We start from the raw sequence: 26,036 nt of genomic DNA on the forward strand, positions 1-26,036 counted from the left end.
CCGAAAGCGGCGACCCCACCACCGCCTAGACCACTATTCATTGGGTCCTGCCCTTTTGGTCGGACATCGACCGCGCCGGCTTGCTGCGCCAGAGACGATCTCCAGTTTCGTTGGCTAGACCCTAAACCGTTTCATCTCGGCAGTGGGCTTGTCTACGCCTTTCTAACGAGGCGCTTACGGCCACGGCAGCTAGCGCGGGCGAAGCGATGTAGCTTCGGCGTGGGTGTCGCACGGCTTACAGTGATCGACAGCTTGATGCCGCCCCGGCCGCCGCGTCGTCGGTGACCCCGAATGCAGCTAGGACGTCTGCGTGGCTGATCTCACCACGGGCGGCGTTATTGGCAAACGGCCCGCGCGAGTCCGACCCATCAGCGCGTCGCCAGCCGCCGCCAACGCGTCGTCAAAGACATGCCCGTACACCCGCAGGGTGATGGCAGGACCGTGGCCTATCCATCTCGCGGTCGCGGTCGCGGTCGCGGTCGCGGTGGTTCCGCCATCCACTAGCATGGTCGCAGCAGTATGGCGAACGTCGTGCAGTCGAATCCCAGGGACTCCAGCAGCTTTCGACTGGTGGGCGAAATCAGCCGAGTAGTTTTCTGGCCGAATCGCCGATCCGTCCTCGTTGACGGCCACCAGCCCGCTGTCGCGGTAATCGTTCCCCAACGCAAGGCGCTCGGCGGCCTGCTGAACCCTGAATGTGCTTAGCGCGGGGAAAATCTCAGGAGTCATCGGAAACGCGCGTCGTGATCGCTTCGATTTCGGATCACCTGTCACAGTTCCAACACCTTGGACCACGACGCGGCCCTGGGCCACGGACACTGTGCCCGCGTCGAAGTCCACATCAGACCACCGCAGCCCCAGGACATCTGATCGCCGCAGCCCCGCGAGGGTGAGCAGCCAACACGCTGCAAGGCGATCATCACGGATGTGGTCCCAAGATTGCGTCGCTTGCTCAGGTGTCCACGTGGCCATCTCGTAGTGCTTGACCGCGGGACGCTTCACCATGCGGGCGACGTTGCGGGTCACCAAAACCCTGCCTCACCGCGCCGTCGAGCGCCGCTGAGAAGATAACCAGCATGCTCACCACCGTTCGCGCCGTGACTCCGCCGGGTATCTTCGGACGCTGAGGATCTGCGGGCTGTGCCGCCAGCTAACGTCCCCGCGTTGGCCGCATCACATCGCCGGCTTTCACCAGTCGATCGAGTGCCTTGCTGTCCGAATTGCCCAAGGCGGCATAGATATCCGAGTACTGCGCTCAAGCGGGGTGACTGCGAGAAATGCGAGCACCTCTGCTGCGCGCCGGCCCCACTTGTCCCGTTGCGCGACGGGCTTTCCTTCGAGCCAACGAATCATCTTGTGTCGTCGAGATCGTCATAGGCCCGGGCGGCAATGTTCACTCTGAGCGTGCTGTTCGAATGCTGTTGCAATCCAAGGGTTATAACCCAGATCAGGTGACGATCATCTAGTCTTTGGCCCCATGCCGCGACTAGGAGGACCGGCTTGGCCGTGCGCGATCCTCCCGGCGCGCTTCGTTGAGAGCTACATGGATTAATCAAGGATCCAAGTCAGGTTATTCATGGTGACGGGCAGGGCCTATCGGCAGCAAAGTGGTTCTTCAGCTATCGACAGGCTTTGCCCTGGGCCGCCGACACAGTTGCGGAGCGGTCAATCAGCGAGCAAGCGCCTACGGCACAGGCACCGGAACAACCGCACGCGTGGACGATAGCGTCGCGCCCGCTGGCGCGATTGATACCGCCGGCTCACCCAAACTCAACTACGACGGCGGCATGGTCGAAATGTCGCAGCTACGTTGGCATTGCATTTCAGGTCTCGTTAGTCAGTCTCGGCAAGCGTGAACTCGCTGCGGCGGCTGCCATCGCTTCCCGCTGCTCACCAGTCGTCATCGCGTTCGTAAGGTGCATCGAATTCGTAATCCGACCAGTCACGATCTTCCTCAGGCCACGATGAATGAGGGTTAGCGGATTGGTACATCTCACGCAGTGGAATTAGGCCGAACAGGGCGTCCAGGCAGCCGGGGTGAAACGCGAGCGGTAGTTGGCTCTCTGGCAATTTTTCGATGTCCCAGGCGAAACGCTTGCCGGCGTCGTTGACCTTCGTATGGGCGCTGTAGTCGTCGAGCAAGGCCTCGTCGAGGTGCACCAGCGAGTTCCGAAGCTGACGAACGAGGTCATCGACGCCGTCGCCGTGGGCCTTTCTGCGCCACATCTGGAAGTGAAAGTACGCCTCGACTGCTTGTTGGCCGCTGACCCACCATGCCGCTAACTCGTCCCGCAATTCGCGCTCAGTGGGTGACCAATCCTCGCCCTTGTCTATCGCCCAATCTGTCCAATTGACCAAGCATGCGAGACGGTAGTACCGCTCGCCCGTCCTTACCGCTTCCCTCGCCCAAGTGATCAGCATCCGAGCTTCGTGCTGTGCCGCGGAATCCTTGGCTGGGGCGCTAGCGGTAATCCCATCGGGGGGAATCAACAGCAGCCCCTCGCCGGAAAGGGGTATGGCTGGACGATTGAACTTAGGCCTGAAACTAGGCGGCACCTCTCGTTGATAACTCGTGAACCAGCGTGTGGGTGGCCAAGGGGTGATGTCTGGATCATCCATGCCGGAGATGGTGCCACTTGCTCCGTCGATTGACGTGTACGCCTATCAGGCACACAATGGAGGGCATGGCTACGAAGTCTGAACGTTTCGCGGTGCGCCTGACCCCTGAGCAGGACGCGCTGATTCGCCATGCCGCCGAGGTCGAAGGGACAGACCTCACCACTTTCACTGTGACGGCGACCGTTGCGCACGCGCGTGACGTGCTGGCTGACCGCCGGCACTTCCTAGTCGACGACGCCGCGTGGTCCGAGTTCAACGCCTTACTCGACCGGCCAGTCCAGTACAAACCCGCGTTGGCAAAGCTATTCGCCAAGCCGTCGTTATTCGATCCCGAAGCGTGAGCGGATACACCCTTCCAAGGCCGATCAGCGCCGAGGACGACACCACGGCATTCGACAGCGGCGAATCCAGCCTCGACGACTACCTGCGGAAAAGGGCGTTAGCCAACCATATTGGTGGAGCGTCTCGGTGTTTCGTCACCTGCCTAGATGGCCGAGTCGTCGGCTACTACGCGATCGCCTCTGGGTCGGTATCTCACTCCGGAACCAGCGGCAAGTTTCGCCGAAATATGCCCGACCCGATACCAGTGATCCTGTTGTCCCGCCTAGCGATTGATCGTAAACACCAAGGCTGCGGGCTTGGCGAGAACCTGCTGCGCGACGCAATTGCACGCTGCGTCGAAGTCGCCGATCAGATCGGTGTCCGAGCGATCCTCGTCCACGCGCTTCACGATGAAGCAAAGCGGTTCTACCTCCGATACCAATTCGAGCCGACACCCACTGATCCCCTCCACCTGATGCTGCTAATCAAAGATGCCAAGGCGAGCGTCGGGGGCTTGGGGCAGCAAGCGGACCAAGCAAGCCAGCGTCGCGCATTGACCGACGACATGGTGGCCGAGGGAGCGGACCGTGACCATCTGGACTCGTTGACTGACGAGCAGTTCAGACGTTTAGTCGCCCTTTCGATGCTCGCGAACGCTGAGCGTTTGCGAGAGCTTATCCCAGACGGCGCAGAGTCGGCGCTGGCTCTTGCGCGGGAAATCACCGGCTTCGTCGACCGAGAATTACGAACGGTGACGCTCTCGGATGGCACTGGGGTCCTCCTCGGTGACGATAACGAGGCGACCGACGATGAGATCCGCGAGGCGTTCGACGGCGAGGACTGAAGAATGTGGACCGGCTCATTGGCTCACTAGAGGTTGTCCTCTGGTTCCACAAGGAACAAAACTGACCCCCCGTTGTGCCGAGGGTGTGCCAAGAGAGGCAAGAACAGACGATTGTCCGTCGACGTAGTGGAACGGCTACGACGCCCTCAGCTGCATAGACTCGGATCGGACGCATCAGACTAGACGCCACGAATATCTCAACAAACCCTTTACACACCAGCGGTCGGGGGTTCGAAACCCTCCGCGCCCACCACATCTCAGTCCAGTTCGGCGAGAGCCTTTCGGGCTGCTTCCAGTTCGGCCTCCAGTGCCGCCACCCGGGCGGCCTGCTGGCGGCGGGCCTCGTCGATCACCTCGTCGATGGGCCCCGAGAGATCCTCGTGCAGTTCCTTGGCCGCCCGCGATACCGCCGCGGCGGCGACTGCCAGATCACGGGCCAGGTAGCTGCTGCCCTGCTTGAGTTCCGCGCGCCACTCACCGTCGGCGGTGCCGGTCACCGTGAGGGTGAGCTCGAGAGTCTTGGCTTTCTTGCCGGGCCCGCGTTTGGCGGGAGCCTTGGCGGGGGCGGATTCGCTGGCTTCGGCGACCGGGCTGTCGACCGAATGCAGCAGCGGCGGGGTGAGGGTCTCTACAGTCATCGGGTGGCGCTTTCCTGGTGGATGTCGCCCGTGATGCGGGCCGGGGACACCATTAGAACATCTGTTCGACTTAGTGCCAAGCTTCGGCGCGCCGCCCGCTAATCGGGTTGTGCCTCAAGTGCTTCGACTCTGCGGCCAGGCAGGTATGACAGGCTAGCGCGGTGAACCGCCACGAACCGGACCTGTCAGCGGCGGAACGCACAGCGGCGAGTGCCCTGCTGGTGCTCGCGGTGGTCCTGGTGGCGATCAATCTGCGTCCGGCGGTCACCAGCGTCGGTCCCGTCCTGGGCGACATGCAGCGGGCCATGGGCGCGTCGGCCGTCTGGGCCGGCGTGCTGACGGCCCTGCCCGGGTTGTGCTTCGCGGGGGCGGGCCTGGCGGCGGCACACGTGTCGCGCCGATTCGGGCTGTTTCGTTCGATCAGTCTGGCGCTGGTCGCTGTGGTTGTCGGTCTGCTGATCCGCGTGGTCGATGGGCCGTGGGTCGTCATCGGCGGAACGCTGATCGCGACTTCGGGGATCGCCGTCATCAACGTGCTCATTCCGGCGGTCATCAAAGAGTCGTTTCCCGCTCGCCTGGGCATGATGACCGGGATCTACACCGCGGCGCTCCAAGGGGGAGGGGCGCTGGGCTCGGCCGCTACGCCGCCGCTGGAAACTCTGGGTGGTGGGTGGCGGCCGGCGCTGGGCAGCTGGGCCCTGCTGGCGGCCGCCGCATTGGCCTTGTGGCTCATGGCTTCCCGTCGTGACGACCCTGCGCCGGACCGCACCGACGTGCCGGTCGCGCGTCGCTCACTCCTGCGCAACCGGCTGGCCTGGACCATCACGCTGTTCTTTGGAACGCAGGCGATGCTGGCCTACATCATGCTGGGCTGGTTGCCCGAGGTGTTCATCGATCACGGCGTGAGCAAGACGAACGCCGGACTGCTGGTCGGGCTGCTCTCGGTGATCGCCGTGCCGATCAGCCTGATCCTCGCGCCAATCGCTGCCAGAGGTAGCCATCAGAGTGGCTGGATCGCAGCCCTGGGCGTGGCCGGCGTCGCCGGTGTGGTGGGGCTGCTCGTCGCGCCCGATTTCAGTCCGCTGCTGTGGAGCTTCCTGGTCGGTGTCGGCATGAGCGTGTTCTCGTTGGCGCTGACGGTGATCGGATTGCGGGCCCGCACACATGAGGACACGGTGCAACTCTCGGCGATGGTCCAAGGATTCGGGTATCTGCTCGCCGGGATCGGGCCGTTCCTGTTCGGGATGCTCCACGATGTGTCCGGTGGCTGGACGGTTCCCTGGCTGCTGGTTCTGGCCGTCTACGCCGTCCAGATCGTCACGGGCGTGCTGGCTGGGCGCAATCGCTACGTCTGAGTGGGAAGTGCTGAACGCCGCGAGCCCGCCCGGTGATCGTCACGGGCGGGCTCGGGCGGGTTCGGTGGGTCAGCTACCGGCGTAGCAGCGCTCGTCGCCGTTGTCGTTGATCCAGCAGTTGTTGCTGATGAAGTGGGCGCCGGGGCCGGGCAGGTTGAGTACGCAGGTGCCGTTCTCCAGGTGGTAGCCGTAGCCACAGCCGTCGGCGGCATTCGCAGCGGGGGCGAAGCCGAGGCCCATCGCGAGCGCGCCGGTGGCCAGAGCACCGGTGAAGAGTCCTGCGGCCCGCTTGGTGATCTTGCTGTTCATGGTTTTCTCCAGGGTTGTTCGTTGTTCTTTGGTTGGTGGGCGTTCGGGGTGTTCTCGAACGTCGAGATGAATAGTGCGCCCGCTCACAGTCGCTGTATGTCCCCCTGCCGGCCATTGCATGTGATGAACCTCGGGTCCCCCGATCGGTGGACAGCTCAGCCAAAGGCGCTGGCGCACAACACAATTCTGCCCGGACCCTCAGGGCCCGGGCAGAATTGGTCAGTTGTTGGCTCAGTAGCAGCGCTGATCACCGTTGTCGTTGATCCAGCAGTTCGGGTGGCCGGGGTCGGCCTGTGCGCCCGGGCCGGGCGCGTTGGCCACGCAGCTTCCGCCGTCGAGGTGGTAGCCGTAGCCGCAGCCGTTGGCGGCGCTGGCGGTCGGCGCGAAGCCGAGGCCGAGGGCGAGCCCGCCGGTGGCCAGTGCGCCGGCCAGCAGTCCTACCACGCGCTTTGAGATCTCAGCAGTCATTGTGTCCTCCAGGTCTTGGGTCCGCCCTCCCATGAGCGGCTCGAGATGAATATTGCGCCGCCGCCACCGGTGTCGTCTGTCCGCCAAGTGGGCCCTGAACTGGACGAATCGCGTGTCCCCCGATCGGTGGACACGGCCGTTTCTGACACGTTCGACAATCAACCCCGGATCGTGATCGCGGCAGCCAATACTGGACGGGCGATCAAGGGGGTAGTGCATGCGAACAGCGGCGTACGTAGGCCGAATCGGCGGGCTGGCGATAGCTCTGGGTGTGGGCACCGCACTGGCCACCGGCACCGGGATTGCCGCGGCCGATTCCGGTGACTCCACGTCCAGTTCGTCCTCGACGGCCCACTCGCCGCGCCACCAACGCACCGCCGCCAAGCCCACCGCGGCCAAGCCGGCGAGAGCGGCGGCCACCACCACGGCCAGAGCGGCTGCCGCCGCCGACACCATCGACACACCGAAAGCGCTGCCCCGCAGCGCTTCCCGTAGCACCGGCCGGTTCGCCCCCAACCGCCCCGCCGCCCCGGTCGACCCAACTCCGTTGATCGCGTTCGCATCCTCCCGTAGCACCGGCCGGTTCGCCCCCAACCGCCCCGCCGCCCCGGTCGACCCAACTCCGTTGATCGCGTTGGCATCCTGGACCCGCCGCGATCCGGAGACCGCCGCCGTGACCGCGGTGACGTCGGCGCCGGTCACCACGAGAGTCGGCTGGGTCACCGGACCCGGCAACGGCACGTCGGCCCGGTTCGGTATCTACGGCACCGACGTCGGGATCATGTGGGACAACGGCATGACCGGCGACCAGCACCAGGTGCTGATGATCTTCGGCGACACCTTCAGCGGCCCCAACCAGAGCGGCGTGTGGCGGTCGAACGTGCTACTGCGCACCACCGACCCGATCACCCGTGCCTTCGCGACCGGCTCGCTCACCGACCCCTTCGCGGGCTCGCCGTTGACCTCCACCGGTATCTCCAAGCAGGTGATCCGCGGCAATGCCAGCTATCTGGGCCTGTTCGGCTCCGAGGTGACGATCATCCCGACCGCGGCGATCTCGGTGCCCTACGACAACACCTATGGCGCGCGGCAATACTTCAACTTCATGTCGGTGCGCTCGTGGGACTTCGGCGGGCAGTGGACCACCAACTACTCGGCGATCGCCTACTCCGACGACAACGGGCAGAACTGGACGGTGGCCCCGCAGACCATCCGGGCCGCCAGCTGGCTGCGCTCCAGCCGGTCATTCGTCTACGGAAATCAGAACTTTCAGCAGGGGGCCTACGTCAAGCCGCCCGCCGACTCCGCGGACGCGGGCTACGTCTACTCCTACGGAACGCCCTCGGGCCGGATGGGTTCGGCCTACCTCTCCCGGGTCAAGGAAGCCGACATCCTCGACCTCACCCAGTACGAGTACTGGAACGGCTCCTCGTGGACCATCAACGACCCGGCCGCCGCGGTGCCGATCCTGCCGCCGACCTCCCAGAACCAGAACGCCGGCGGCTTCCTGGGACAGCTCGGTCTGTTCTTCGGAAGCTGGGTGGCAGGCGTATTCGGTGTCGGCGGACCCAACGGGCATGTCAGCGAAATGTCCGTGCAGTACAACACCTATCTGAACAAGTACGTGGCGATGTACTCCGACGGCACCGGCACCGTGGTGATGCGGACGTCGGACTCCCCGCAGGGCACCTGGTCGTCGGCCACCCCACTGGTCACCTCGCTGCAGTACCCGGGGCTCTACGCCCCGATGATGGACCCGCTGTCCACCGGCCAGGACATCTACTGGAACCTGTCGCTGTGGGGTGACTACAACGTGGTCCTGATGAAGACCACGCTGGCCTAGCAGCAGGTGCGGTGTGCCTTATCGTTGAGATGGGTGTGCTCGCCGGCGTCGACACCCTTGACGGCGCCGAGGAAGGCGTCGAGGTCGATTCGCTTGCCGCTCAACCACGTTCCACTGACCTGAGCCTTCTCGGCCAGCGTCGCGGGATCGACGGTGTACGGGTCGGCCGTCAGCTCGGTGAAGTCGGCGAGCTTGCCGACGCTGATCGACCCGACGAGGTCCTCACGGTGCAGAGTGCGCGCCGCGTCGATGGTGTGGGCTCGCAGCCCGGCGTCCAGCGAGATGGCCTGTTCGGGGCCGTGCACGTTGCCCGCCCGGGTTCGCCGGCTGACCGCGGTCTGGATGTTGAGCACCGGGGTGGGCGGGGACACCGAGCCGTCGTTGTGCAGTGACACCACCGCGCCACTGGCGACCGCGTCGCCGAAGGCCTGCCACCGGCTGCCGTGCTCGTGGTCGAAGAGCTTGCCGTCCAACAGCTCTCCCCAGTAGTAGTACTGGAACGGCGCCATCGAGATGTAGACGCCCAGGGCGGCCGCACGCTCGAACTGAGCTCGGGTGCCGGCCCCCAGATGTTCCAGCCGCCAGCGGTGATCGGTGCCGATCAGGTTGTAGCGGTGCAGCGCAGCCTCGTAGGCATCCAGCGCCAGATCGATCGCCAGATCACCGTTGGCGTGGAACGCCATCTGCCAGCCGGCCGGCGCGGCCTTGTCCAGCGTGGCGTCGAGCTGTTCTCGGCTGTAGTTCATCGATCCGATCCCACCGGCCACCGCGGGATCGATCCCGGCGTCGCGGGTGGTCTCGTTGCTCAGGTACGGAAAGGAGATCGCGATATTGCCGATCCACGGCGAGCCGTCGGTCCACAGCTTGACGCCGCGCTTGACCAGCATGGCCTCACCCGCGGCGAAGCTCTCCGGCTCGGTGAAGCCATCCGAGGTCGACATCTCCCACATGCTGATCCGCAGCGGACACGACGGTGCGGCGGCCAGTGCCTCGTAGGCGGGTTTGAGCGCCCGGTCGTAGGTCATGTCCGAGGTGGAGGTGTAGCCGCCACGCGCCATCGTCGCGTAGTACTCCGCGGCGCTGACCAGCGGATTGCCGCCGATCTGTGTCATCACGGGCGCGGCGATGGACATGATGGCCGGGGTTTCGAAGGCCTGCCCGTTGAGGCTGCCGTCGGGATTGCGGCCGAACCGGCCGCCGACCGGATCCGGCGGGACCGTCACGTCCCAGCCGTTGCGCTTGATCAGCGCGGTGTTGAAATACGCGCCGTGCCCGGAGTTGTCGGTGATGACCGCGATCCGGTCGCCGAAGATCCGGTCGAGTTCGTCGACCCTGGGGGAGGGCCGGCCGTGCAGCAGGGCGTCGAACCCGGCGAACAGCAGCGGGGTGGCCGGGTCGGTGGTGGCGATCGCGTCGGTGATGATCGCCTCGGCATCGGCCCATGACGGCGCCACCCAGGGTGCGATCGAGCGGGCGGGCGGTTGGGTGGCCACCCCACTCATCACCGGATGGCTGTGCGGTTCGATGAATCCGGGCAGCAGCGCGGCCACCCCGGTGTCGACGACTTCGGCGTCCGGGCTTGCTGCCCGGCACTCGTCGAGCGACCCCACTGCCGTGATCCGCCCGTCGGTGATAGCGACGGCCTGCGCCCGCGGACGGTCCGGATCCATCGTGATGATCGTTGCGGCCGTGAGTATCTGGCTGGACATGTATTCCCCCTCGATGGTGATCAGACGATGCGTTGTCCCAGGCGGGCTCGGGCCCGCATATCCCAGAGATACATCTGGTAGCCGAGAATCCAGGCGCGGTGCGGGATCAGCGCGTCGGCCAGCCGAAGCGCGCTGAGTAGCCACTCGAAGCGGCGCTGCTGGGTTTCGCCCCAGGGCAGCTTCATCATGGCGCGAAACTCCGGGGGCAGGAATCCCGTGGTGGCGAACAGGTTGAAGCGGCCCAGCGTGGCGCGCACCGGCCACGGCATGAACGCCATGCCGGCAACACCTTTCAGGTGCTCGCGCACTGGCGGATCGATGGACAGCTCGTCGAGCGAGCGCTTCCAGTACTCGTCGAAGGCCAGCCGGTCGGCCGGCCACATCGTCTCGCGCACCTGCAGTGTGGTGCCCAGCCGCTTGGCGTCGGCATACACCGCGTCGGCGGCTTCGTCGTCGAGCGGGCCGTGCAGGAACTCGTGCTGGTCGACGTAGTAGCGGTACAGGCAGGCTGCGACCCACAGCTGCAGCTTCGGGTCGAATGCCCGGTAGGACACCGGGCTGTCCGGCCGCGAGCGCACCTGGGCGTGCGCGGTGTCCACCGCCGACCGGATCATGGCGCGGTCGGCGTCGGTGCCGATCGTCGCCACCGCCAGGTAGGTGCCGGTCGTGCGGGCCCGCTTGATCGGGTGCTTGTAGACGTTGCCGCTGTCGACCGGGCTTTCCAGGACGCCGTAGCCCACCCCGGGGTGGGCGAGTTGCATGACGACATTGGCCGCGGGCAACAACACCGCGGCCGGGTTGAGCAGGTCGGCAACCCGCATCGGGTGTCGCGTCATCGCGGCCTCATGGGGGCAGTACACCACGTGTGAGAGAGTGCCGGGGTGTTTGTGCGCAGACCGTGGCGAGCCGCCGGGATCGCGCTCGGCCAACTGGCCGACGTCGCCTTCGCCGACCCCGCCCACTGGCACCCCGTCGCGGGGTTCGGTTGGTGCGCAGCCGCACTCGAAGCCAGGACCTACCGCGACAGCAAGGCCGCCGGAGCGGTGCACGTGGGTGTCCTGCTGGGTGGGTTGGCGCTGCTGGGAGTGGCGGTGCAGCGCGGCGCCCGGGGCGGTCCAGCGCTGGGTGCGGTGACGGCCGCGTCGACCTGGGTCACGCTCGGCGGGACGACGCTGGCCCGGACCGGCACCCGGCTCGCCGATCTGCTCGACGCCGGCGATATCGACGGGGCCCGCGCCCTGCTGCCGTCGCTGTGCGGGCGTGACCCCTCGGTGCTCGACGCCGACGGCCTGGCCCGCGCAGCGCTGGAGTCGGTGGCCGAGAACACGTCCGACGCCCAGGTTGCCCCGCTGCTGTGGGCGGCGGCGGGCGGGGTGCCGGGGGTGCTGGTGTATCGCGGGGCCAACACGCTGGATGCGATGATCGGCAACCGCTCGCCGCGCTACGCCCAGTTCGGCTGGGCGGCAGCACGATTGGACGATGCGGCCAACTACGTCGCGGCCCGGGTGGGTGGGGCCCTGGTGGTGCTGTGCGCACCGCTGATCGGCGGGTCGGCGGCCGGTGCGCTACGGGCCTGGCGCCGCGACGCAGCGCGGCATCCGAGCCCGAATGCCGGGGTGGTGGAGGCGACGTTCGCCGGTGCACTCGGGGTGCGGCTCGGCGGGCCCACCCAGTACCGGCAGCGCACCGCTGATCGGCGGGTCGGCGGCCGGTGCGCGACGGGCCTGGCGCCGCGACGCAGCGCGGCATCCGAGCCCGAATGCCGGGGTGGTGGAGGCGACGTTCGCCGGTGCACTCGGGGTGCGGCTCGGCGGGCCCACCCAGTACCGGCACGAGCTGGAGATCCGCCCCACCCTCGGCGACGGGCGGGTACCGCAGGTGGCCGACCTGCGCCGCTCGGTGCTGCTGTCGCGGGTGGTTCAGCTGGCCGCGGCGGTGCTGGCCGTCGGGCTCAGCGCCGCCGGCCGTAGCGGTCGGCGAGCTTGTCCTCGACGGTGAGCGGTTCGGCGGGCGTGACGGCCGCCGCGGCCTCGGCCTCGCGGCGGCGGGCTTTGAGCTCGGAATACACGAAGTAGCCCAGCCCAATCGGCGCCACGATGCCGAACGCGATCCACTGGATGCCGTAGGACAGGAACGGCCCGGCGTCCAGGTGCGGCAGTTCGGCGACGCCGAGCCCACCGGGCTGGTTCTCGACCAGCTGCAGGTAGGTCCCCGCCAGCGGAACCCGGGTGGCCGCCGACACCGCGCGGGTGTCGATCGCATACACCTGGGTGATGCCGTTCTCGGTGAACGGACCCTTGTCCGGCGGTGCGGTCTCCGAGTCGCGCAACCGCGCGGTGATCGACACCGTGCCGGACGGTGCGGGCGGGATATCCGGCACTGCGGTGCCCTTCACCGGCCGGACGTACCCCCGGTCGACCAGAACGGTGGGCCCACCGTCGACGGCGAACGGCACCAGCACCTCGTAGGCCGGTTCACCGCCCACCACCCGCAGCCGGGCCAGCACCTGGGCCTCGGTCAGGTAGCGGCCGGTCGCGGTGACGCGGTGCCACTGCGTATCGGGCGCCGACGAATTCTGTTGCGGCAGATACGTTGTCACCGGGACCGGCTCGGCCGACAGCGACGACTGGATCTGCTGATTCTCCCGCTCGGTCTTGGTGTTCTTGCCGAGCTGCCAGGGGGCCAGCACCGTGAAGCACAGGTAGGCGAACGCCACGACCACCAGGCCCAGCGCCCACCAGCCGGGCTTCAGCAGGAACGACCACCGCTTCATCTAGCCCGCCAAACCCTCGGTGGCCAGTCGCTCGTCGACCCAGCTGTGCAGACCGGGCAGGGCCGCCTCGATGACGGTGAAGGTCTCCTCGAAATCAGCGTGGTCGCCGTAGTAGGGGTCCTCGACGTCCGGGGCGTGCGCACCGGACCGTGGGTCGAAGGAGCGCAGCAACCGCACCCGGTCGGGCTCGACCCCCAACTCGGTGAGGAACCGCAGGTGGTTGCGGCCCAGGGCGATCACCAGGTCGGCGCTCAGGTGGTCATCACCGAGGCGGGCGGCCCGGTGGTCGGTGGGGTAGCCGTGCTGGCGCAGGACGGCGTTGGCCCGGCGGTCGGCCCCTTCGCCGACATGCCAGTGGCCCGTCCCGGCGCTGCTCACCCGCACCACGTCGGCCAGACCGCGCTGGGCGATCTGGTGGCCGAACATCTTCTCGGCCATCGGCGAGCGGCAGATGTTGCCCGAGCACACGAACGTCACATGCACGAGGTCAGACACCGAGCACCTCCCGCAGTGCGGACACCGAGGTGACGTGGGCGGCGGCCGCGGCGGCGGCTTCCGGGTCGGTGAAGTCCTCGGCGCCGTAGCCCCAGCCGACGACGACGGTGTCGATCCCGTGCTCGGCTGCGCCCTCGACGTCGTGGGCGCGGTCGCCGACCATGACGACCCGCTCGGGCAGCGGCTGCAACTGGTCCAGGGCGTGCGCTACCACGTCGGACTTGCTGGAGCGGGTGCCGTCGACGCTGGCCCCGGCGATGACGTCGAAGTGTTCGGCCAGGCCGAAGTGCTCCAGGATGCGGCGCGCGGTCGGCTCGGCTTTGGAGGTTGCCACCGCCAGCCGCACGCCAGCGGCCCGCAGGTCTTCCAGCAGCTGCGGAATGCCGTCGAACAGGCTGTTCATCGACCATCCGCGGGTGGTGTAGTCCGCCCGATAGGCGGCGATCGCGTCGTCGGCCAGGTCCCCGAGCCCCATGCTCTGCAGCGTCAGGTGCATCGGCGGACCGACGATGCGGCCGGCCAGATCGCCACCGGGAACCTCGGCACCCACCGCGGCCAGGGCATGGCGGAAGCTGGCGACGATACCGTCCGCCGAGTCGGTCAGGGTGCCGTCGAGATCGAAGAGCACCAACTGCGGGCGGGTATCGGAGGCCGTGCGGGTCACGGCCCCATTGTCCCTGATCGCCCGACGGTACTGTGCTTCACGTGGTGGAGACGACGCGATGAGCACAACACTCGCCGAGATCATCGCCGTGCTCGACGAGGCCTACCTGCCTGGTCTGGCCCACAGCTGGGACTCGGTGGGCCTGGTCTGCGGCGACCCGGCCGACACCATCGACTCCGTCACCGTCGCCGTCGACGCCACCGCCGAGGTGGTGGCGTCGGTGCCCGAACGCGGACTGCTGCTGGCCCACCACCCGCTGCTGCTGCGCGGGGTGGATACCGTCGCGGCCAGCACCCCGAAGGGCGCCCTGATCCACCAGTTGATCCGTCGCGGCGCCGCGCTGTTCACCGCCCACACCAATGCCGACGCGGCCGATCCGGGGGTGTCCGACGCGCTGGCTGAGGCCCTCGGCCTGACCGTCGAGGCGGTGCTCGACCCGGCGGCCGCAGCGCCGGACACCGACAAGTGGGTGATCCTGGTCCCGCCGGAGAACACCGACGCCGTCCGCGACGCCGTGTTCGCCGCCGGTGCCGGTCATGTCGGCGCCTACTCGCACTGCAGTTGGAGCGTCACCGGCAGCGGGCAGTTCCTGCCGGGCGAGGGCGCCACCCCGACGGTCGGGACGGTCGGCACCGTCGAGCACGTCGCCGAGGAACGCCTGGAAGTGGTAGCCCCGACGCGGCTGCGAGCCCAGGTGCTGGCCGCGCTGCGCGCCGCGCATGTCTACGAGGAACCGTCGTTCGACTTGCTGAGCCTGGCACCGCTGCCCGCCGGTGTGGGCATCGGCCGGATCGGCCGCCTCGCCGAGCCGGTGCGGTTCGCCGACTTCGTCGCCCGCGCCGATGCCGCGTTGCCGCGGACCACCTGGGGGGTGCGGGCCTCCGGTGATCCGGATGCGACGGTGTCCCGGATCGCGGTCTGTGGCGGGGCGGGGGACTCGCTGCTGGGCGCGGCCTCGTCGGCCGGAGTCGATGTCTATCTGACGGCCGACCTGCGCCACCATCCGGCCGACGAACATCGCCGGGCCGGCGGTCCGGCGCTCGTCGACGTCGCACACTGGGCCAGCGAGTACCCGTGGTGCGCGCAGGCCGCCGCGCTGCTGAGCGCGCACTTCGGCCCGGCGCTGCCGGTCACGGTGTGCGATATCCGAACCGATCCGTGGAATATCGAGCATCACTCATCGAAAGGCAGCCTGTGAAAGCTGACGTGACACAGCAGCGTTCGCTGCTGGAGCTGGCCGAGCTGGATGCCGAGCTGAGCCGCGCCGCGCATCGGGCGGCCAACCTGCCCGAGCAGCAGACCTACGAACAGGTGCAGGCCGATCACCGCGCCGCCGGTGACCAGCTGGCCGCGCTGACGCTGGCGATCGAGGATCTCGACGCGCAGGTGTCGCGGTTCGAGTCCGAGATCGACGGGGTGCGCCAGCGGGAGGACCGCGACCGGGGACTGCTGGACTCCGGCACCGTCAACCCCAAGCAGCTCGAGGAGTTGCAGCACGAGCTGGAGACGCTGGAGCGCAGGCAGGCCAGCCTGGAGGACTCGCTTCTCGAGGTGATGGAACGCCGCGAGCAGTTGGTCGCCGAGCAGTCCGAGGCGTCGGCGAAAGTCGAAGCGCTGCAGCATGATCTGTCCACCGCGGCGGCCGGCCGGGACGCGGCATCAGAGGAGATTGACAAGGTGCGGGCCGAACGGTCGGCGCGTCGTGGTGAGGTGCTGGCCGGGCTGGACACCGCGCTCGCCCAGCTCTACGAACGCCAGCGCACCTCGTCGGGCGTCGGTGCGGCCCGGCTGCAGGGTTCGCGGTGCGGGGCGTGCCGGATCGAGATCGACCGCGGCGAAATGGCCCGGATCTCGGCGGCCGCCGAGGACGAGGTGGTGCGCTGTCCCGAATGCGGGGCAATCCTGTTGCGTATCACCGGGTTCAGCCGATGAAGGTGATCGTCGAGGCCGATGGCGGGTCGCGGGGTAATCCCGGGCCGGCCGGTTACGGCTGCGTGGTGTGGTCGCAGGACCGGCAGCGGGTGCTGGCCGAGCATGGCAACGCGATCGGTGTCACCACCAACAACGTCGCCGAGTACCGCGGCCTGATCGCCGGGCTCGAGGAGGCGCGCAGCCTGGGGGCCACCGAGGTCGCGGTGTTCATGGACTCCAAACTCGTCGTCGAGCAGATGTCCGGGCGCTGGAAGGTCAAGCACGCCGCGATGGCCGAGCTGCACCAGCAGGCCCGCGCGCTGGCGTCGACCTTCGATGAGGTGACCTACGAGTGGATTCCGCGCGAGCAGAACGCCTATGCCGACCGGTTGGCCAACGAGGCGATGGATCAGCCCGCCTCGATCGCGGACCCGCCCGCCGGGGCGGTGGCCGTCCCGCCGTCGGCCTGGACCGGCAATCGGGGTGCCCCGACCCAGCTGCTGCTGTTACGGCACGGCCAGACCGAACTGTCTGTCGCACGGCGCTATTCGGGACGCGGCAACCCGGAGCTGACCGAGACCGGCCGCCGGCAGGCCGAGGCGGCGGCCCAGTATCTGGGGGAGCGCGGCGGGGTAGCCGCGGTGGTGTCCTCACCGCTGCAGCGCTGCGTCGCGACGGCGACGGCGGCGGCCACCGCGCTCGGTTTGGACGTGACGATCGATCAGGACCTGATCGAGACGGACTTCGGGGCATGGGAGGGTCTGACGTTCTCCGAGGCCGCCCAACGCGATCCCGACCTGCACGGCAACTGGCTGCGCGACACCAGCCTGCGCCCGCCCGGCGGAGAGAGCTTCGATGACGTCGCCCTGCGGGTGCGCCGCGCCCAGGACCGCATCATCGGTGAGCATCCCGGCCAGACCGTGCTGGTGGTGTCGCACGTGACGCCGATCAAGACCATGCTGCGGCTGGCGCTGGACGCCGGGGCCAGCATTCTGCACCGGCTGCATCTGGATCTGGCGTCGCTGAGCATCGCGGAGTTCTACCCCGACGGCGGGTCGTCGGTGCGGCTGGTCAACCAGACGTCGTATCTGGCCTAGTCGCGCAGGTGCACGCGCTCGCCGTGCGGGCCGAACAGGATGATGGCCTCCACGGCGGTGTCGACGGCGCCGAACCAGTGCGGTGTCCAGGTGCTGAACTCGACCGCTTCGCCGGGGTCGATGACGAAGTGGCGCTCGCCCAGGATCAGCTGGAGCCGGCCGGAGAGCACGTAGAGCCACTCCTGGCCCTCGTGGGTGGGCAGTTCGGCCGGTGGGGTGCGGCGGCGGGCACTGATCCGGATCTTGAAGGCCTGTAGGCCGCCCGCCCCGCCGCCGCGGGTCAGCGGCCAGTAGGTGACCTGGTGGCGGGTGTGCGACGCGGCCCGCACGCGGGGGTCGGCGGCCTGGTGGCTGCCCAGCAGCTCGTCGGTGCTGACCGAGAGCGCGGCTGCCAGGCGGGGCAGGTGGTCGAGGGCCAGCCGTCGTTTCCCGGACTCCAGCCGGCTCAGCGTCGAGACGTCGATTCCGGCTCGCGAGGCGACGTCGTCGAGCGTCATGCCCTGGCGGGCCCGCAGCTCACGCAGCCGCCGGCGCACCCTGAGGTCGACGTCGTCGTCGTTTGCCTGCATGGCAAACAACATTGCCAGTCAGGCGGGGGACCGGCAAGCTTTGAGGCATGGACAACGAACACCACAGCCACTGGGAACAGCGCTACGCCGAGAAGCCACAGATCTGGAGCGGACGGGTCAACGCCCGGTTGGAGGAGATCGTCCCGCAGATCGACGGCGACATCGTGCTGGATCTGGGCTGCGGTGAGGGTGGCGACGCCATCTGGTACGCCGAACACGGCTGGGAGGTGGTGGCCGTGGACGTGTCGAGTACCGCGCTGGCCCGGGCCGCCAAGGAAGCCGACAAGCGGGGAGTGCTGTCGCACATCGACTTTCAGCAGCACGACCTGACCCAGACCATGCCGGAGGGACCGTTCGATCTGGTGTCGGCGCAGTTCTTCCACAGCATGGTGGACATGGACCGGCCGGCCATTCTGCGCCGCGCCGCGGCCACCGTGGCACCCGGCGGCACGCTGTTGATCGTCGACCATGGCGGCGCGCCGCCGTGGGCACCCGAGGAGGTTCGCCATCACGTGTTCCCGGCGGCCGAGGAGGTGGTCGAGAGCCTGGCGCTGGACCCCGTCCAGTGGGAGCGGGTTCGGGTGGACAGCGTGGCGCGGTCGGCCACCGGGCCGGACGGTCAGCAGGCCGAACTGCTCGACAACGTGATCCAGCTGCGACGCCGATGAGCTACCGTGATCAGGCGGACGAGTTGGCCGGGCGGCCGCGGCGAAAGCCGAGGAAAGTCCGGACTTCACAGAGCAGGGTGATTGCTAACGGCAATCCGAGGTGACTCGCGGGACAGTGCCACAGAAAGCAAACCGCCACCCTTCGGGGTGGTAAGGGTGAAACGGTGCGGTAAGAGCGCACCAGCATCCCGGGTGACCGGGATGGCTCGGTAAACCCCACCCGAAGCAAGGCCAAGAGGCCGCACCTGGTGCGGCTGCGCAGGCGTTCGAGGGCTGCTCGCCCGAGCCTGCGGGTAGGCCGCTCGAGGCACCCGGCGACGGTGTGCCCAGATGGATGGTCGCCGCCGCCTTGCCACGGTCAACCGGGGCAGGGCGGAACAGAATCCGGCTTACAGGCCAACTCGTCCGCCCCGCGTGGGTCCCACGCTCGGGGGCGGCATGGCTGCATGCTGAGTGGATGTCGAAACGCGCGGAGTACGTCATGGCGCTGTACGAGGGGTCGTTGGCAGAACCTGGCGATCGGAACCCCTACGCCGGAGAGTCGCTCGTTTTGGCGAAGTTGTGGATGCGCGGGTATCTGCGGATGTTGCACGTGCGGGTCGAGACTGGGCCGGCGATGCAGAGGTACCGCCGAGCGCGCGCCGAACGTGGGGTTTATGCATGCTTGTGCTGGATTTCGCGTACATAACCCCCACAGTCGGCGCACCGTCTAGTGCGACTTGGCCACCGCCCGCTTCAACGCCGCCAAGGCCTCGTCGAGCTGCTCGCGCGAGGTCCGGGCCAGGTCGTCCTCCTGCTGGTAGAGCAGGCCATAGGTGAAGGTGTCCTCACCGGCGGCGTGCGCAGCCTCAGCCTGCTGGCTCAGGTGCGTCCGGCTGACCACACTGTCCTGGTGATCGCCCAGCAGGGTTTGGATCGTCTTGGCCTTGTCGGAGACCTTCGACTCGCCGGTGGCCGCCGCGACATAGCGAAGACGCTTGGCGCCCTTGCGAATTCGGTGGAGTGCCTCATCCTTGTGCTCTTCTTCGGCGTGCGCGGCCGTCCTGGCGGCCTTGCGGATCCGCTTGTACGCCGAGTCGATGGTCACCGGCGCGTGCTCCTCACCGGGCGCCGGCGGGGCGGGCTCGGCGGCCACCAGCGCCTCCAGCGCATCGAGCAGCCGGAAGTAGCGCGGCGAGCGCATCGCCGTCAGCGAGCGGCGCAGGCCGGCCTGGTAGCGGCGATTGGCGCCGTCGACCAGCCGCTCGCGCACCTGCCCGCGGACCAGCTCCGGCGGCAGTTCGTCCAGCGCCCGCTCGTAGCGCTCGGCGAGCACCTCGGCGTCGCGCGCCACTCCGAGCACACCGGCGAGCTGACGCAGCTCATCGAGCACCCAGGCGTCGTCGGTCAGCCCGAATGCGTCCTCTGATGCCTGCAGCAGGCTGCGAATCTTGCGGGTGGTCACCCGCATCTGGTGCACGGAGTCCCAGGTGTCGGCCCGCACCGCACGATCCCACTCCAGCAGCTGATCCACCTGCTCGGCCACCGCGCGGTGCACCGGGTCGGCGGACGGTTCGGGACGGGCAGGCGCGGGTGCGCCGCCCTGCAGCACCTTGGCCAGCTTCGAGCCATGCCCGGCCGGAGCGGCACCGGCGTCGATCAGCCGGTTGGCCAGCCGGCGCAGCACGTCCTTGCCGCCGGCGACTTCGCCGTCGACCAGTTCGAGCTCCCACTCGTGCCAGCGCTGCTCCTCGCCCGGGGTGCCGTCGGCGGGGTCGATCGCCGACGCGCTGACCTCGTCATCGCAGAATTCGGCCAGTGCGGTGCCATCGGTGCCGTAGATCATCACCACATTGCGGGTGGTGCTGATCCGGGCGACCGGCACCAGCGGCCGGTCGCGCACGATGGCGAGCACGATATCGACGAGGTCCGCGGGAACCTCGCTGCCTGCCGCGTGGGCGCCGCCCTCCAGTGGCGCGTGCACCTCGGTGCGGGCGTCGGGACCGGCGGGCAGTTTCAGGTGCCAGCCGGCGTCCGGTCCGCCGGTTCGCCGGCGCAGGGTGACACGCCGCCGGGCCAGATCCTGACCGGATGTGTCGAAGTACACCGCGTCCAGGGATTGTGACGGGAGCCGCTCGACCCGGGAGACGAACGTCAATCCCTCGAACGACGGGAACACCGTCGCCGGGGGGACGTCGAACTTTTGCTCAACCTCCACGTGGCGGGACGAACCCGCAGCTTTTGCAGCCATTTCCACCTTCGCTCGTGCCACCGTTGGCGGTCCGTGTGCCGCACAGGGTGTCACATCCAAGTGAACACGAAGCCGCGCCGCGGTGTCGGCGGCTGTCGCCGTGGTCAATAACGGCCGGGCCTGCGGGGGGCGCGGCAGCCGGGGAAATGCGCTGGCCGACCGTAAAATTCGCTCATGAGCCACGAACCCGCAGCTGCCTCCGGTCAGGGGATTCGGCTCAAGCTTGAGGACTATCTCGACGAGCACGGGAACATCGCGCTGCCCGCAGACCAGACGATCACCCGGTTCCTCGACCACAACATCGATCAGTTCGGCGAGACCGCCGCTTACCGCTACCTGGACTTCGAGCACGACGCCGCAGGCGCGCCCGTCGAGCTCACCTGGCGCGAACTCGGCGTCCGGCTGCGCGCTGTCGGTGCGCGGCTGCAGCAGGTCACCTCGCCCGGCGATCGGGTGGCGATCCTGGCGCCCCAGGGTGTCGACTACGTCGTCGGCTTCTTTGCCGCCATCCAGGCCGGCAACATTGCGGTGCCGTTGTTCGCCCCGGAGCTTCCCGGGCATGCCGAGCGCCTGGACGCGGTGCTCTCGGATGCGCTGCCCTCGGCGGTGCTGACCACGACGGCGGCCGCCGAGGCTGCCCAGGCTTTCGTGCGCAAGCTGCCCCGCGCCCGACGCCCGCGGGTGATCGCCATCGACGCGGTACCCGATTCGGTCGGCGAGACGTTCGTGCCGGCCGAACTGGAGAGCAATGGCATTGCGTATCTGCAGTACACCTCCGGCTCGACCCGCACGCCGGCCGGTGTCGAGATCACCCACCGCGCGGTGTGCACCAACGTGGTGCAGATGATCATCTCGGTGGGTCTGGACTGGGACACCGCCAGCGTCAGCTGGCTGCCGCTGTTCCACGACATGGGCCTGCTGATGATCATGTTCCCGGCGCTGTTCGGCGCCCAGTTGACGTTGATGTCGCCGACAGCGTTCGTGCGCCGGCCGCACCGCTGGATCAAGGAGCTGGCCGCAGAGGCCAAACGCGGGCGTACGTTCGCCGCGGCACCGAACTTCGCCTTCGAACTCGCGGCCCAGCGCGGTCTGCCGGCCGCCGGCGACGACCTCGACCTGAGCAACGTCGCCGGCCTGATCAACGGCTCCGAACCGGTGAACATCACGTCGATCGACAGGTTCAACGCGGCGTTCGGTCCCTACGGGCTCTCGCCGACCGCGGTCAAGCCGTCCTACGGGATGGCCGAGGCGACGCTCTTCGTGTCCACCATCGGCTCCGAGGACCGCGCGACCGCGATCTACCTGGACCGCGAGGAACTCGGCGCCGGCCGTGCCGTGGTGGTGGCACCAGATGCCCCCAATGCCGTCCCGCAGGTGTCCTGCGGGAAGGTCGCCCGCAGCCAGTGGGCGGTGATCGTGGACCCTGAATCCGAGGCCGAGCTGCCCGACGGGCGGGTGGGCGAGATCTGGCTGCACGGCGAGAACGTCGGCCGCGGCTACTGGGGTCGCGACCGCGAGACCGACCAGTCCTTCCGCAACAAGCTGCAGGTGCGGTTGGACGCCGGTAGCCACGCCGACGGCGTCGCCGCTAACGCGATGTGGTTTCGCACCGGCGATATGGGCGTCTACCTCGACGGCGAGCTCTACATCACCGGCCGGATCAAGGATCTGGTGATCGTCGACGGCCGCAATCACTACCCGCAGGACATCGAGGCCACCGTCGCCGACGCGTCGAGCGCGGTGCGGCGCGGTTTCGTCGCAGCGTTCTCGGTGCCCGACGGCACCGGCGAAGCGCTGGTGATCATCGCCGAACGCGGGCCCGGCGCGGGCAAGGCCGATCCCGAACCGATCATCGAGGCGATCCGCGCCGCGGTGTCCCGACAGCACGCGCTGCCGGTGGCCGACATCCGGCTGGTGGCGGCCGGCGCGATCCCGCGCACCACCAGCGGCAAGCTGGCCCGCCGGGCCTGTCGCGCCGACTACCTGGCCGGTGTGCTGGCCGCACGCTAGCTGGCCAGCTGACCGGAGAACTCACCGGCCTTGTCCCAGGCCTGCCGTTCGGCGGCGAACGCCTCGGCCTGCTGGGCCCGGAACGTCGCGATGCTCTCGGCGTTGGATGCCAGGAACCGGTCGTACTCCGACATCGAGAACTGGCCGTCGTGGATTTCGACGTTGCCGCGCCCGGCTGCCATATCGGCCCGCAGATCCAGTAGTTCCTCGGCGCTGACCGGGTAGAAGCCGATCCGGTCGAAGTAGCGCAGCAGCCACGGAGTGCCCGGCTCGAACGACTGAGAGTCGTTGGGGTGCTGGTGATTCCACACCTGGGTGGTGCGCCCGACGAACTGGTAGCCGCCTGGGCCCTCCATCCCGTAGATGCACAGGTAAGCACCGCCGATGCCGACGGCGTTCTCCGGTGTCCAGGTGCGCGCCGGGTTGTATTTGGTGGTGACCAGTCGGTGGCGCGGATCCAGGGGAGTGGCCACCGGCGCGCCGAGGTAGACGTCGCCGAGGCCGAGCACCAGATACTGGGCGTCGTAGACGATGTCGTGCACCGCATCGACATCGGCCAGACCGTTGATGCGCCGGATGAACTCGATGTTCCACGGGCACCACGGGGCATCGGCACGCACACCGTGGATGTAGCGCTGGATGGCCTCGTGCGTCGAGGGGTCGTCCCACGACAACGGCAGCCGCACGGTGCGGCTGGGGACCACGAGTTCGTCTGTGGCAGGCAGGGATTCCTCGGTGCGGGCCAACAGGTCGACGAGTTCGGGCATCGAGATCACCGCGGGGTCGAACTGCACCTGCAGCGAGCGCACCCCGGGGGTCAGCTCGGTGACGCCGGGGACGCCGGTGGCCAGCATCGACTCGTAGAGCACGTGGACCCGCGCGCGCATCGCCAGGTCGAGCACCATCGGCCCGTACTCGACGAGCAGGCCGCCGTCGCCGGCCCGGCGCACGGTGATCGCGGTGTCGTCGGCCGCGGTGAAACGGGTGAGCACGCCGTCGTCCTCGTCGCCGGAAGTGGAGATCACCAGCGGCAGCGAGGCCCGGCGGTCGGCGTCGATACTGCCCAGGGACGGGGCGCGGTCGGCGCGGACCGGCACGAAGCGCACCGTGTCACCGGGTGCCATCTGGCCGAGCTTCCACCGGTCGCCGCGCACCACGGTGACCGGGCAGACGAACCCGCCCAGGCTCGGGCCGTCCGGTCCGAGCAGGATCGGGGTGTCGCCGGTGAAGTCCAATGTGCCGACGCAGTAGGCGTTGTCGTGGATGTTCGACGGGTGCAGGCCGGCCTCGCCGCCGTCGGTGCGGGCCCACTGCGGCTTGGGGCCCTCCAGGCGCACGCCGGTGCGATCGGAGTTGAAGTGCACCGTGTAGTCGGTGTTGACCAGGGTGTCGATATCGGCGCGGGTGAAGAACTCCGGTGCCGCGTGCGGGCCTTCGGTGACCGCCACCTCCCAGCGATGCCCGATTGCGGGCTGCTCGTCGATCGCGGCGCGGGCCGGCCGGCTCGACACCGGCCCGGGATCCTCACCCGCGGTCAGCTCGTCACCGACGCGCAGCGGCCTGCCGTCGTGCCCACCGAACGTGCCGAGGGTGAATGTCGCTGTACTGCCGAGATATTCGGGTTCGGTGAGCCCGCCGGCGATCAGGATGTAGCAGCGCATACCGGGGCCGTCGACCATGCCGACGTCGAGCACTCCGCCGGCCGGAACGGTGACCGATTGCCACTGGGCAACCGGGGTTCCGTCGAGGGTGACCGGGGCCGGTGCGCCGGTGACGCACACCCGTCCACCGTCGGGAAACCGCAGTGCCGGACCGGCTTTGGTGCACTCCAGGCCGGCGGCGCCTTCGGGGTTGCCCAGCACGCGGTTGCCGATCCGGAACGAGAGGTCGTCCATCGGACCGGACGGGGGCACGCCGACATGCCAGTAGCCGATCCGGCCGGGCCAGTCCTGAACGGTGGTCAGCATTCCCGGCCGGACCACCTCGAGGGTCGTCATGATGACGTGATCACCATCCGCACCGGCGTGGGGTCGAAACCGTTACAGGGGTTGTTGATCTGCGGGCAGTTGGACACCAGTACCAGCGTGTCGCTCTCGGCGCGCAGCGTCAGCGACTTGCCCGGGGCGGACAGGCCGTCGACGATGCCCAGGGTGCCGTCGGCCTCGACCGGCACGTTCATGAAGAAGTTCACGTTGGAGACGATGTCGCGCTTACCCATTCCCCACTTGGCGGCTTCGGCGAGGAAGTTCTCCGCACAGGCATGCTGATGAACCGTGTGGTGGCCGTAGCGCAGAGTGTTGGACTCCTTGGAGCAGGCGCCCGCGATGGTGTCGTGGTTGCCCACCTCGTCGGCGACGATCGTCACCAGCGGACGGCCGTCGGCGGCGAGCAACGTCGATCCCGTGGTCAGGAAGATGTTGCGCTGCGCGGCGATGGTGGTCTGAGCGCTGTAGCGACCGGCCGGATCGACGCGGTCGCCGTCGACGGCGTAGAAGAGCGTGTCGACCGCCTGGTTGCCGTGCAGGTCGATGATCTGCAGGGTCTGGCCGGTGCGCAGGATGGCCGACCACGGCGCGCAGGCGCCCACGACCTCGTCGGCGATCACCGTCGGTGTTGCGGTTGTCATCGAAGTGCCTCACTGGATTGTGCTGCGGCCCAGGTTGATTCGGTGTTGAACAGGGCCCTGAGATATTCGGGGTCGTCATTGACCGGGGTGGCGAGCTCCTCGGGGGCGCGCCAGCCGACGATGTCGAGTCCGGTGACAGCTGGCGCGGGGTCGAGCGGATGGGCGGTGTTGACGACTGCCACGATCACCGGCAGGTGGATCAGCAGGTCGATGGAGGCGCCGGGGCCGGCCGAGCCGGTGAAGGTCAGTGCACCGGATTCCTCCACCGCGGCGCCCTTGAACAGGGTGGCCGACGGCGCCACGTCGCGAATGTCCATGCCGTGCTTGATCGCGGCAAGCAGCATGGTCGGGCGTGCCGACGGCGGCAGGCCGCAGAGCATGTCGTGATGGCCGGAGGTATCGGCGACGACGGTGGCCAGCACCCGGCCCTGATCGGACAGCAGGGGATGGCCCGGACCGAGGTAGGCCTGCCACGGCACCTTCATGGTGTCGGCGACGTTGAGGCGCTCCCATGACGCGTCGGCGCGAAAGAGCAGCAGGTGCGCGCAGGCGCCGCCGTCGGGGTCGGTGAACCGCAGGCGGGTGCCACGGCCCAGCACCCGGGTGGCGTAGGACTCCGCGGGCACGGCCTCCGACCACACCAGGCGAGTGTCGTCCACACCGTCCGGCAGGGCCGGGATGCGCATGTCCGCTGCCGCCGCCTGAGAGCGGGCGTGCGAGCGGGCGCCGTCGGTCGACGCGGTGGTCATGGTGTCACTCCTGTCCGGGCAGGGCCCGATTAACTGTCACTTGAAAGTTTTCTGCGACACCGTTCCCGTCGGGTGTCACCGGTGTAACGTCTGCGTTGACTCTATTTCTATCAAATGACAGGTATTCCCGCATTCCGG

Annotated in this window: 24 protein-coding genes, 1 other RNA gene and 3 pseudogenes; 13 read left to right on the forward strand and 15 right to left on the reverse strand. The window is 68.3% G+C overall.

The window, feature by feature from the left end:
* Window positions 1–297: 297 nt before the first annotated feature.
* Together BN3385_RS27730 and BN3385_RS17115 are read right to left on the reverse strand one after the other, a co-directional pair.
* Window positions 298–1,026 (reverse strand): site-specific integrase, encoded by a 729-nt coding sequence (locus tag BN3385_RS27730; protein WP_231748754.1) that lies wholly within the window; start codon window positions 1,024–1,026, stop codon window positions 298–300.
* Between the two features lie 864 nt (window positions 1,027–1,890).
* Entirely contained in the window at window positions 1,891–2,619 is a 729-nt protein-coding gene (locus tag BN3385_RS17115) for a hypothetical protein (RefSeq protein ID WP_156432784.1), read from the reverse strand.
* 56 nt (window positions 2,620–2,675) lie between these two features.
* Between BN3385_RS17115 and BN3385_RS17120 the strand changes: the two genes are divergently transcribed.
* Window positions 2,676–2,960 (forward strand): type II toxin-antitoxin system TacA family antitoxin, encoded by a 285-nt coding sequence (locus BN3385_RS17120; RefSeq protein ID WP_502688073.1) that lies wholly within the window; start codon window positions 2,676–2,678, stop codon window positions 2,958–2,960.
* Window positions 2,957–3,451, forward strand: a pseudogene (locus BN3385_RS29025) (GNAT family N-acetyltransferase); the annotation flags it as partial. The gene BN3385_RS17120 and the pseudogene BN3385_RS29025, both read left to right, overlap by 4 nt.
* Before the next feature lie 590 nt (window positions 3,452–4,041).
* Here the strand turns inward: BN3385_RS29025 and BN3385_RS17135 are convergent.
* Window positions 4,042–4,422: a DUF6319 family protein gene (locus BN3385_RS17135; RefSeq protein ID WP_059018398.1), complete on the reverse strand. Its 381-nt coding sequence runs from the start codon at window positions 4,420–4,422 to the stop codon at window positions 4,042–4,044.
* A 161-nt stretch (window positions 4,423–4,583) separates the two neighbouring features.
* Here BN3385_RS17135 and BN3385_RS17140 point away from each other — a divergent pair, with 161 nt between their 5' ends.
* Complete coding sequence (locus BN3385_RS17140) at window positions 4,584–5,777, forward strand: CynX/NimT family MFS transporter (RefSeq protein WP_059018399.1); 1,194 nt, start codon at window positions 4,584–4,586, stop codon at window positions 5,775–5,777.
* Between the two features lie 69 nt (window positions 5,778–5,846).
* Here BN3385_RS17140 and BN3385_RS17145 read toward each other — a convergent pair whose 3' ends face one another.
* The gene (locus BN3385_RS17145) at window positions 5,847–6,086 is read right to left on the reverse strand and encodes a hypothetical protein (protein ID WP_059018401.1); all 240 of its coding nucleotides are present in this window, start codon (window positions 6,084–6,086) and stop codon (window positions 5,847–5,849) included.
* 231 nt (window positions 6,087–6,317) lie between these two features.
* Window positions 6,318–6,554: a hypothetical protein gene (locus BN3385_RS17150; RefSeq protein WP_156432785.1), complete on the reverse strand. Its 237-nt coding sequence runs from the start codon at window positions 6,552–6,554 to the stop codon at window positions 6,318–6,320.
* Between the two features lie 217 nt (window positions 6,555–6,771).
* Here BN3385_RS17150 and BN3385_RS17155 point away from each other — a divergent pair, with 217 nt between their 5' ends.
* Complete coding sequence (locus BN3385_RS17155; protein ID WP_082690521.1) at window positions 6,772–8,397, forward strand: glycoside hydrolase family 183 protein; 1,626 nt, start codon at window positions 6,772–6,774, stop codon at window positions 8,395–8,397.
* On the opposite strand, the gene BN3385_RS17160 is transcribed toward BN3385_RS17155, so the two are convergent.
* Together BN3385_RS17160 and BN3385_RS17165 are read right to left on the reverse strand one after the other, a co-directional pair.
* On the reverse strand, window positions 8,394–10,106 hold the full coding sequence (locus BN3385_RS17160) for an amidohydrolase (protein ID WP_059018406.1): 1,713 nt from the start codon (window positions 10,104–10,106) through the stop codon (window positions 8,394–8,396). The two genes, BN3385_RS17155 and BN3385_RS17160, sit on opposite strands and share 4 nt — an antisense overlap.
* A 20-nt stretch (window positions 10,107–10,126) precedes the next feature.
* Entirely contained in the window at window positions 10,127–10,942 is an 816-nt protein-coding gene (locus tag BN3385_RS17165) for an oxygenase MpaB family protein (protein ID WP_059018408.1), read from the reverse strand.
* Window positions 10,943–10,987: 45 nt separating this feature from the next.
* On the opposite strand from BN3385_RS17165, the pseudogene BN3385_RS17170 reads away from it, so the two are divergent.
* Together BN3385_RS17170 and BN3385_RS29450 are read left to right on the forward strand one after the other, a co-directional pair.
* Window positions 10,988–11,782: pseudogene (locus BN3385_RS17170) on the forward strand (cobalamin biosynthesis protein); the annotation flags it as partial.
* A 7-nt stretch (window positions 11,783–11,789) separates the two neighbouring features.
* Window positions 11,790–12,104: pseudogene (locus BN3385_RS29450) on the forward strand (cobalamin biosynthesis protein); the annotation flags it as partial.
* On the opposite strand, the gene BN3385_RS17175 reads toward BN3385_RS29450, so the two are convergent.
* From BN3385_RS17175 to BN3385_RS17185, 3 genes are read right to left on the reverse strand one after another with little or no spacing between them, the layout of a single operon-like run.
* Entirely contained in the window at window positions 12,058–12,879 is an 822-nt protein-coding gene (locus BN3385_RS17175) for an SURF1 family cytochrome oxidase biogenesis protein (protein WP_059018410.1), read from the reverse strand. The pseudogene BN3385_RS29450 and the gene BN3385_RS17175 sit on opposite strands and share 47 nt — an antisense overlap.
* Window positions 12,880–13,374, reverse strand: a complete 495-nt coding sequence (locus BN3385_RS17180; protein ID WP_059018412.1) for a low molecular weight protein-tyrosine-phosphatase — start codon at window positions 13,372–13,374, stop codon at window positions 12,880–12,882.
* The gene (locus tag BN3385_RS17185; protein ID WP_059018414.1) at window positions 13,367–14,038 is read right to left on the reverse strand and encodes an HAD-IA family hydrolase; all 672 of its coding nucleotides are present in this window, start codon (window positions 14,036–14,038) and stop codon (window positions 13,367–13,369) included. The genes BN3385_RS17180 and BN3385_RS17185 overlap by 8 nt, the downstream gene beginning before the upstream one ends.
* 58 nt (window positions 14,039–14,096) lie before the next feature.
* Here BN3385_RS17185 and BN3385_RS17190 point away from each other — a divergent pair, with 58 nt between their 5' ends.
* The 3 genes from BN3385_RS17190 to BN3385_RS17200 are packed head-to-tail and all read left to right on the forward strand — an operon-like array spanning window position 14,097 to window position 17,046.
* The gene (locus BN3385_RS17190) at window positions 14,097–15,236 is read left to right on the forward strand and encodes a Nif3-like dinuclear metal center hexameric protein (protein ID WP_059018415.1); all 1,140 of its coding nucleotides are present in this window, start codon (window positions 14,097–14,099) and stop codon (window positions 15,234–15,236) included.
* Window positions 15,233–15,970: a zinc ribbon domain-containing protein gene (locus tag BN3385_RS17195; protein ID WP_059018417.1), complete on the forward strand. Its 738-nt coding sequence runs from the start codon at window positions 15,233–15,235 to the stop codon at window positions 15,968–15,970. The genes BN3385_RS17190 and BN3385_RS17195 overlap by 4 nt, the downstream gene beginning before the upstream one ends.
* Complete coding sequence (locus BN3385_RS17200; protein WP_059018419.1) at window positions 15,967–17,046, forward strand: bifunctional RNase H/acid phosphatase; 1,080 nt, start codon at window positions 15,967–15,969, stop codon at window positions 17,044–17,046. Before BN3385_RS17195 ends, BN3385_RS17200 begins: the two co-directional genes overlap by 4 nt.
* On the opposite strand, the gene BN3385_RS17205 is transcribed toward BN3385_RS17200, so the two are convergent.
* A complete protein-coding gene (locus tag BN3385_RS17205) occupies window positions 17,043–17,615 on the reverse strand; it encodes a helix-turn-helix domain-containing protein (protein ID WP_059018421.1) in 573 nt (190 codons plus the stop codon). The genes BN3385_RS17200 and BN3385_RS17205 overlap by 4 nt on opposite strands.
* Before the next feature lie 47 nt (window positions 17,616–17,662).
* Here BN3385_RS17205 and BN3385_RS17210 point away from each other — a divergent pair, with 47 nt between their 5' ends.
* The 3 genes from BN3385_RS17210 to BN3385_RS29455 all read left to right on the forward strand — a co-directional run bounded on the left by BN3385_RS17210 (window position 17,663) and on the right by BN3385_RS29455 (window position 18,971).
* On the forward strand, window positions 17,663–18,283 hold the full coding sequence (locus BN3385_RS17210) for an SAM-dependent methyltransferase (RefSeq protein WP_059018423.1): 621 nt from the start codon (window positions 17,663–17,665) through the stop codon (window positions 18,281–18,283).
* A 19-nt stretch (window positions 18,284–18,302) separates the two neighbouring features.
* Window positions 18,303–18,691: RNase P RNA component class A (gene rnpB, locus BN3385_RS27350), an RNA gene on the forward strand.
* 73 nt (window positions 18,692–18,764) lie between these two features.
* Window positions 18,765–18,971, forward strand: coding sequence for a ribosome modulation factor (locus tag BN3385_RS29455; protein WP_502688074.1), 207 nt, complete (start codon window positions 18,765–18,767; stop codon window positions 18,969–18,971).
* A gap of 21 nt (window positions 18,972–18,992) precedes the next feature.
* On the opposite strand, the gene BN3385_RS17220 is transcribed toward BN3385_RS29455, so the two are convergent.
* Window positions 18,993–20,513 carry a CYTH and CHAD domain-containing protein gene (locus BN3385_RS17220; protein WP_059018427.1) on the reverse strand — a complete coding sequence of 507 codons (1,521 nt, stop codon included), beginning with the start codon at window positions 20,511–20,513 and terminating at the stop codon, window positions 18,993–18,995.
* Between the two features lie 174 nt (window positions 20,514–20,687).
* On the opposite strand from BN3385_RS17220, the gene BN3385_RS17225 reads away from it, so the two are divergent.
* Window positions 20,688–22,523 carry a fatty acyl-AMP ligase gene (locus tag BN3385_RS17225; RefSeq protein ID WP_156432786.1) on the forward strand — a complete coding sequence of 612 codons (1,836 nt, stop codon included), beginning with the start codon at window positions 20,688–20,690 and terminating at the stop codon, window positions 22,521–22,523.
* On the opposite strand, the gene BN3385_RS17230 is transcribed toward BN3385_RS17225, so the two are convergent.
* From BN3385_RS17230 to BN3385_RS17240, 3 genes are read right to left on the reverse strand one after another with little or no spacing between them, the layout of a single operon-like run.
* A complete protein-coding gene (locus tag BN3385_RS17230; protein ID WP_059018429.1) occupies window positions 22,520–24,520 on the reverse strand; it encodes a 5-oxoprolinase/urea amidolyase family protein in 2,001 nt (666 codons plus the stop codon). The two genes, BN3385_RS17225 and BN3385_RS17230, sit on opposite strands and share 4 nt — an antisense overlap.
* On the reverse strand, window positions 24,517–25,149 hold the full coding sequence (locus BN3385_RS17235) for an urea amidolyase associated protein UAAP2 (RefSeq protein WP_059018431.1): 633 nt from the start codon (window positions 25,147–25,149) through the stop codon (window positions 24,517–24,519). The genes BN3385_RS17230 and BN3385_RS17235 overlap by 4 nt, the downstream gene beginning before the upstream one ends.
* Complete coding sequence (locus tag BN3385_RS17240) at window positions 25,146–25,898, reverse strand: DUF1989 domain-containing protein (RefSeq protein ID WP_059018434.1); 753 nt, start codon at window positions 25,896–25,898, stop codon at window positions 25,146–25,148. The genes BN3385_RS17235 and BN3385_RS17240 overlap by 4 nt, the downstream gene beginning before the upstream one ends.
* Window positions 25,899–26,036 lie beyond the last annotated feature (138 nt).

It is taken from the genome of Mycobacterium sp. M26 (genome assembly GCF_001494595.1).
Lineage (GTDB): Bacteria > Actinomycetota > Actinomycetes > Mycobacteriales > Mycobacteriaceae > Mycobacterium.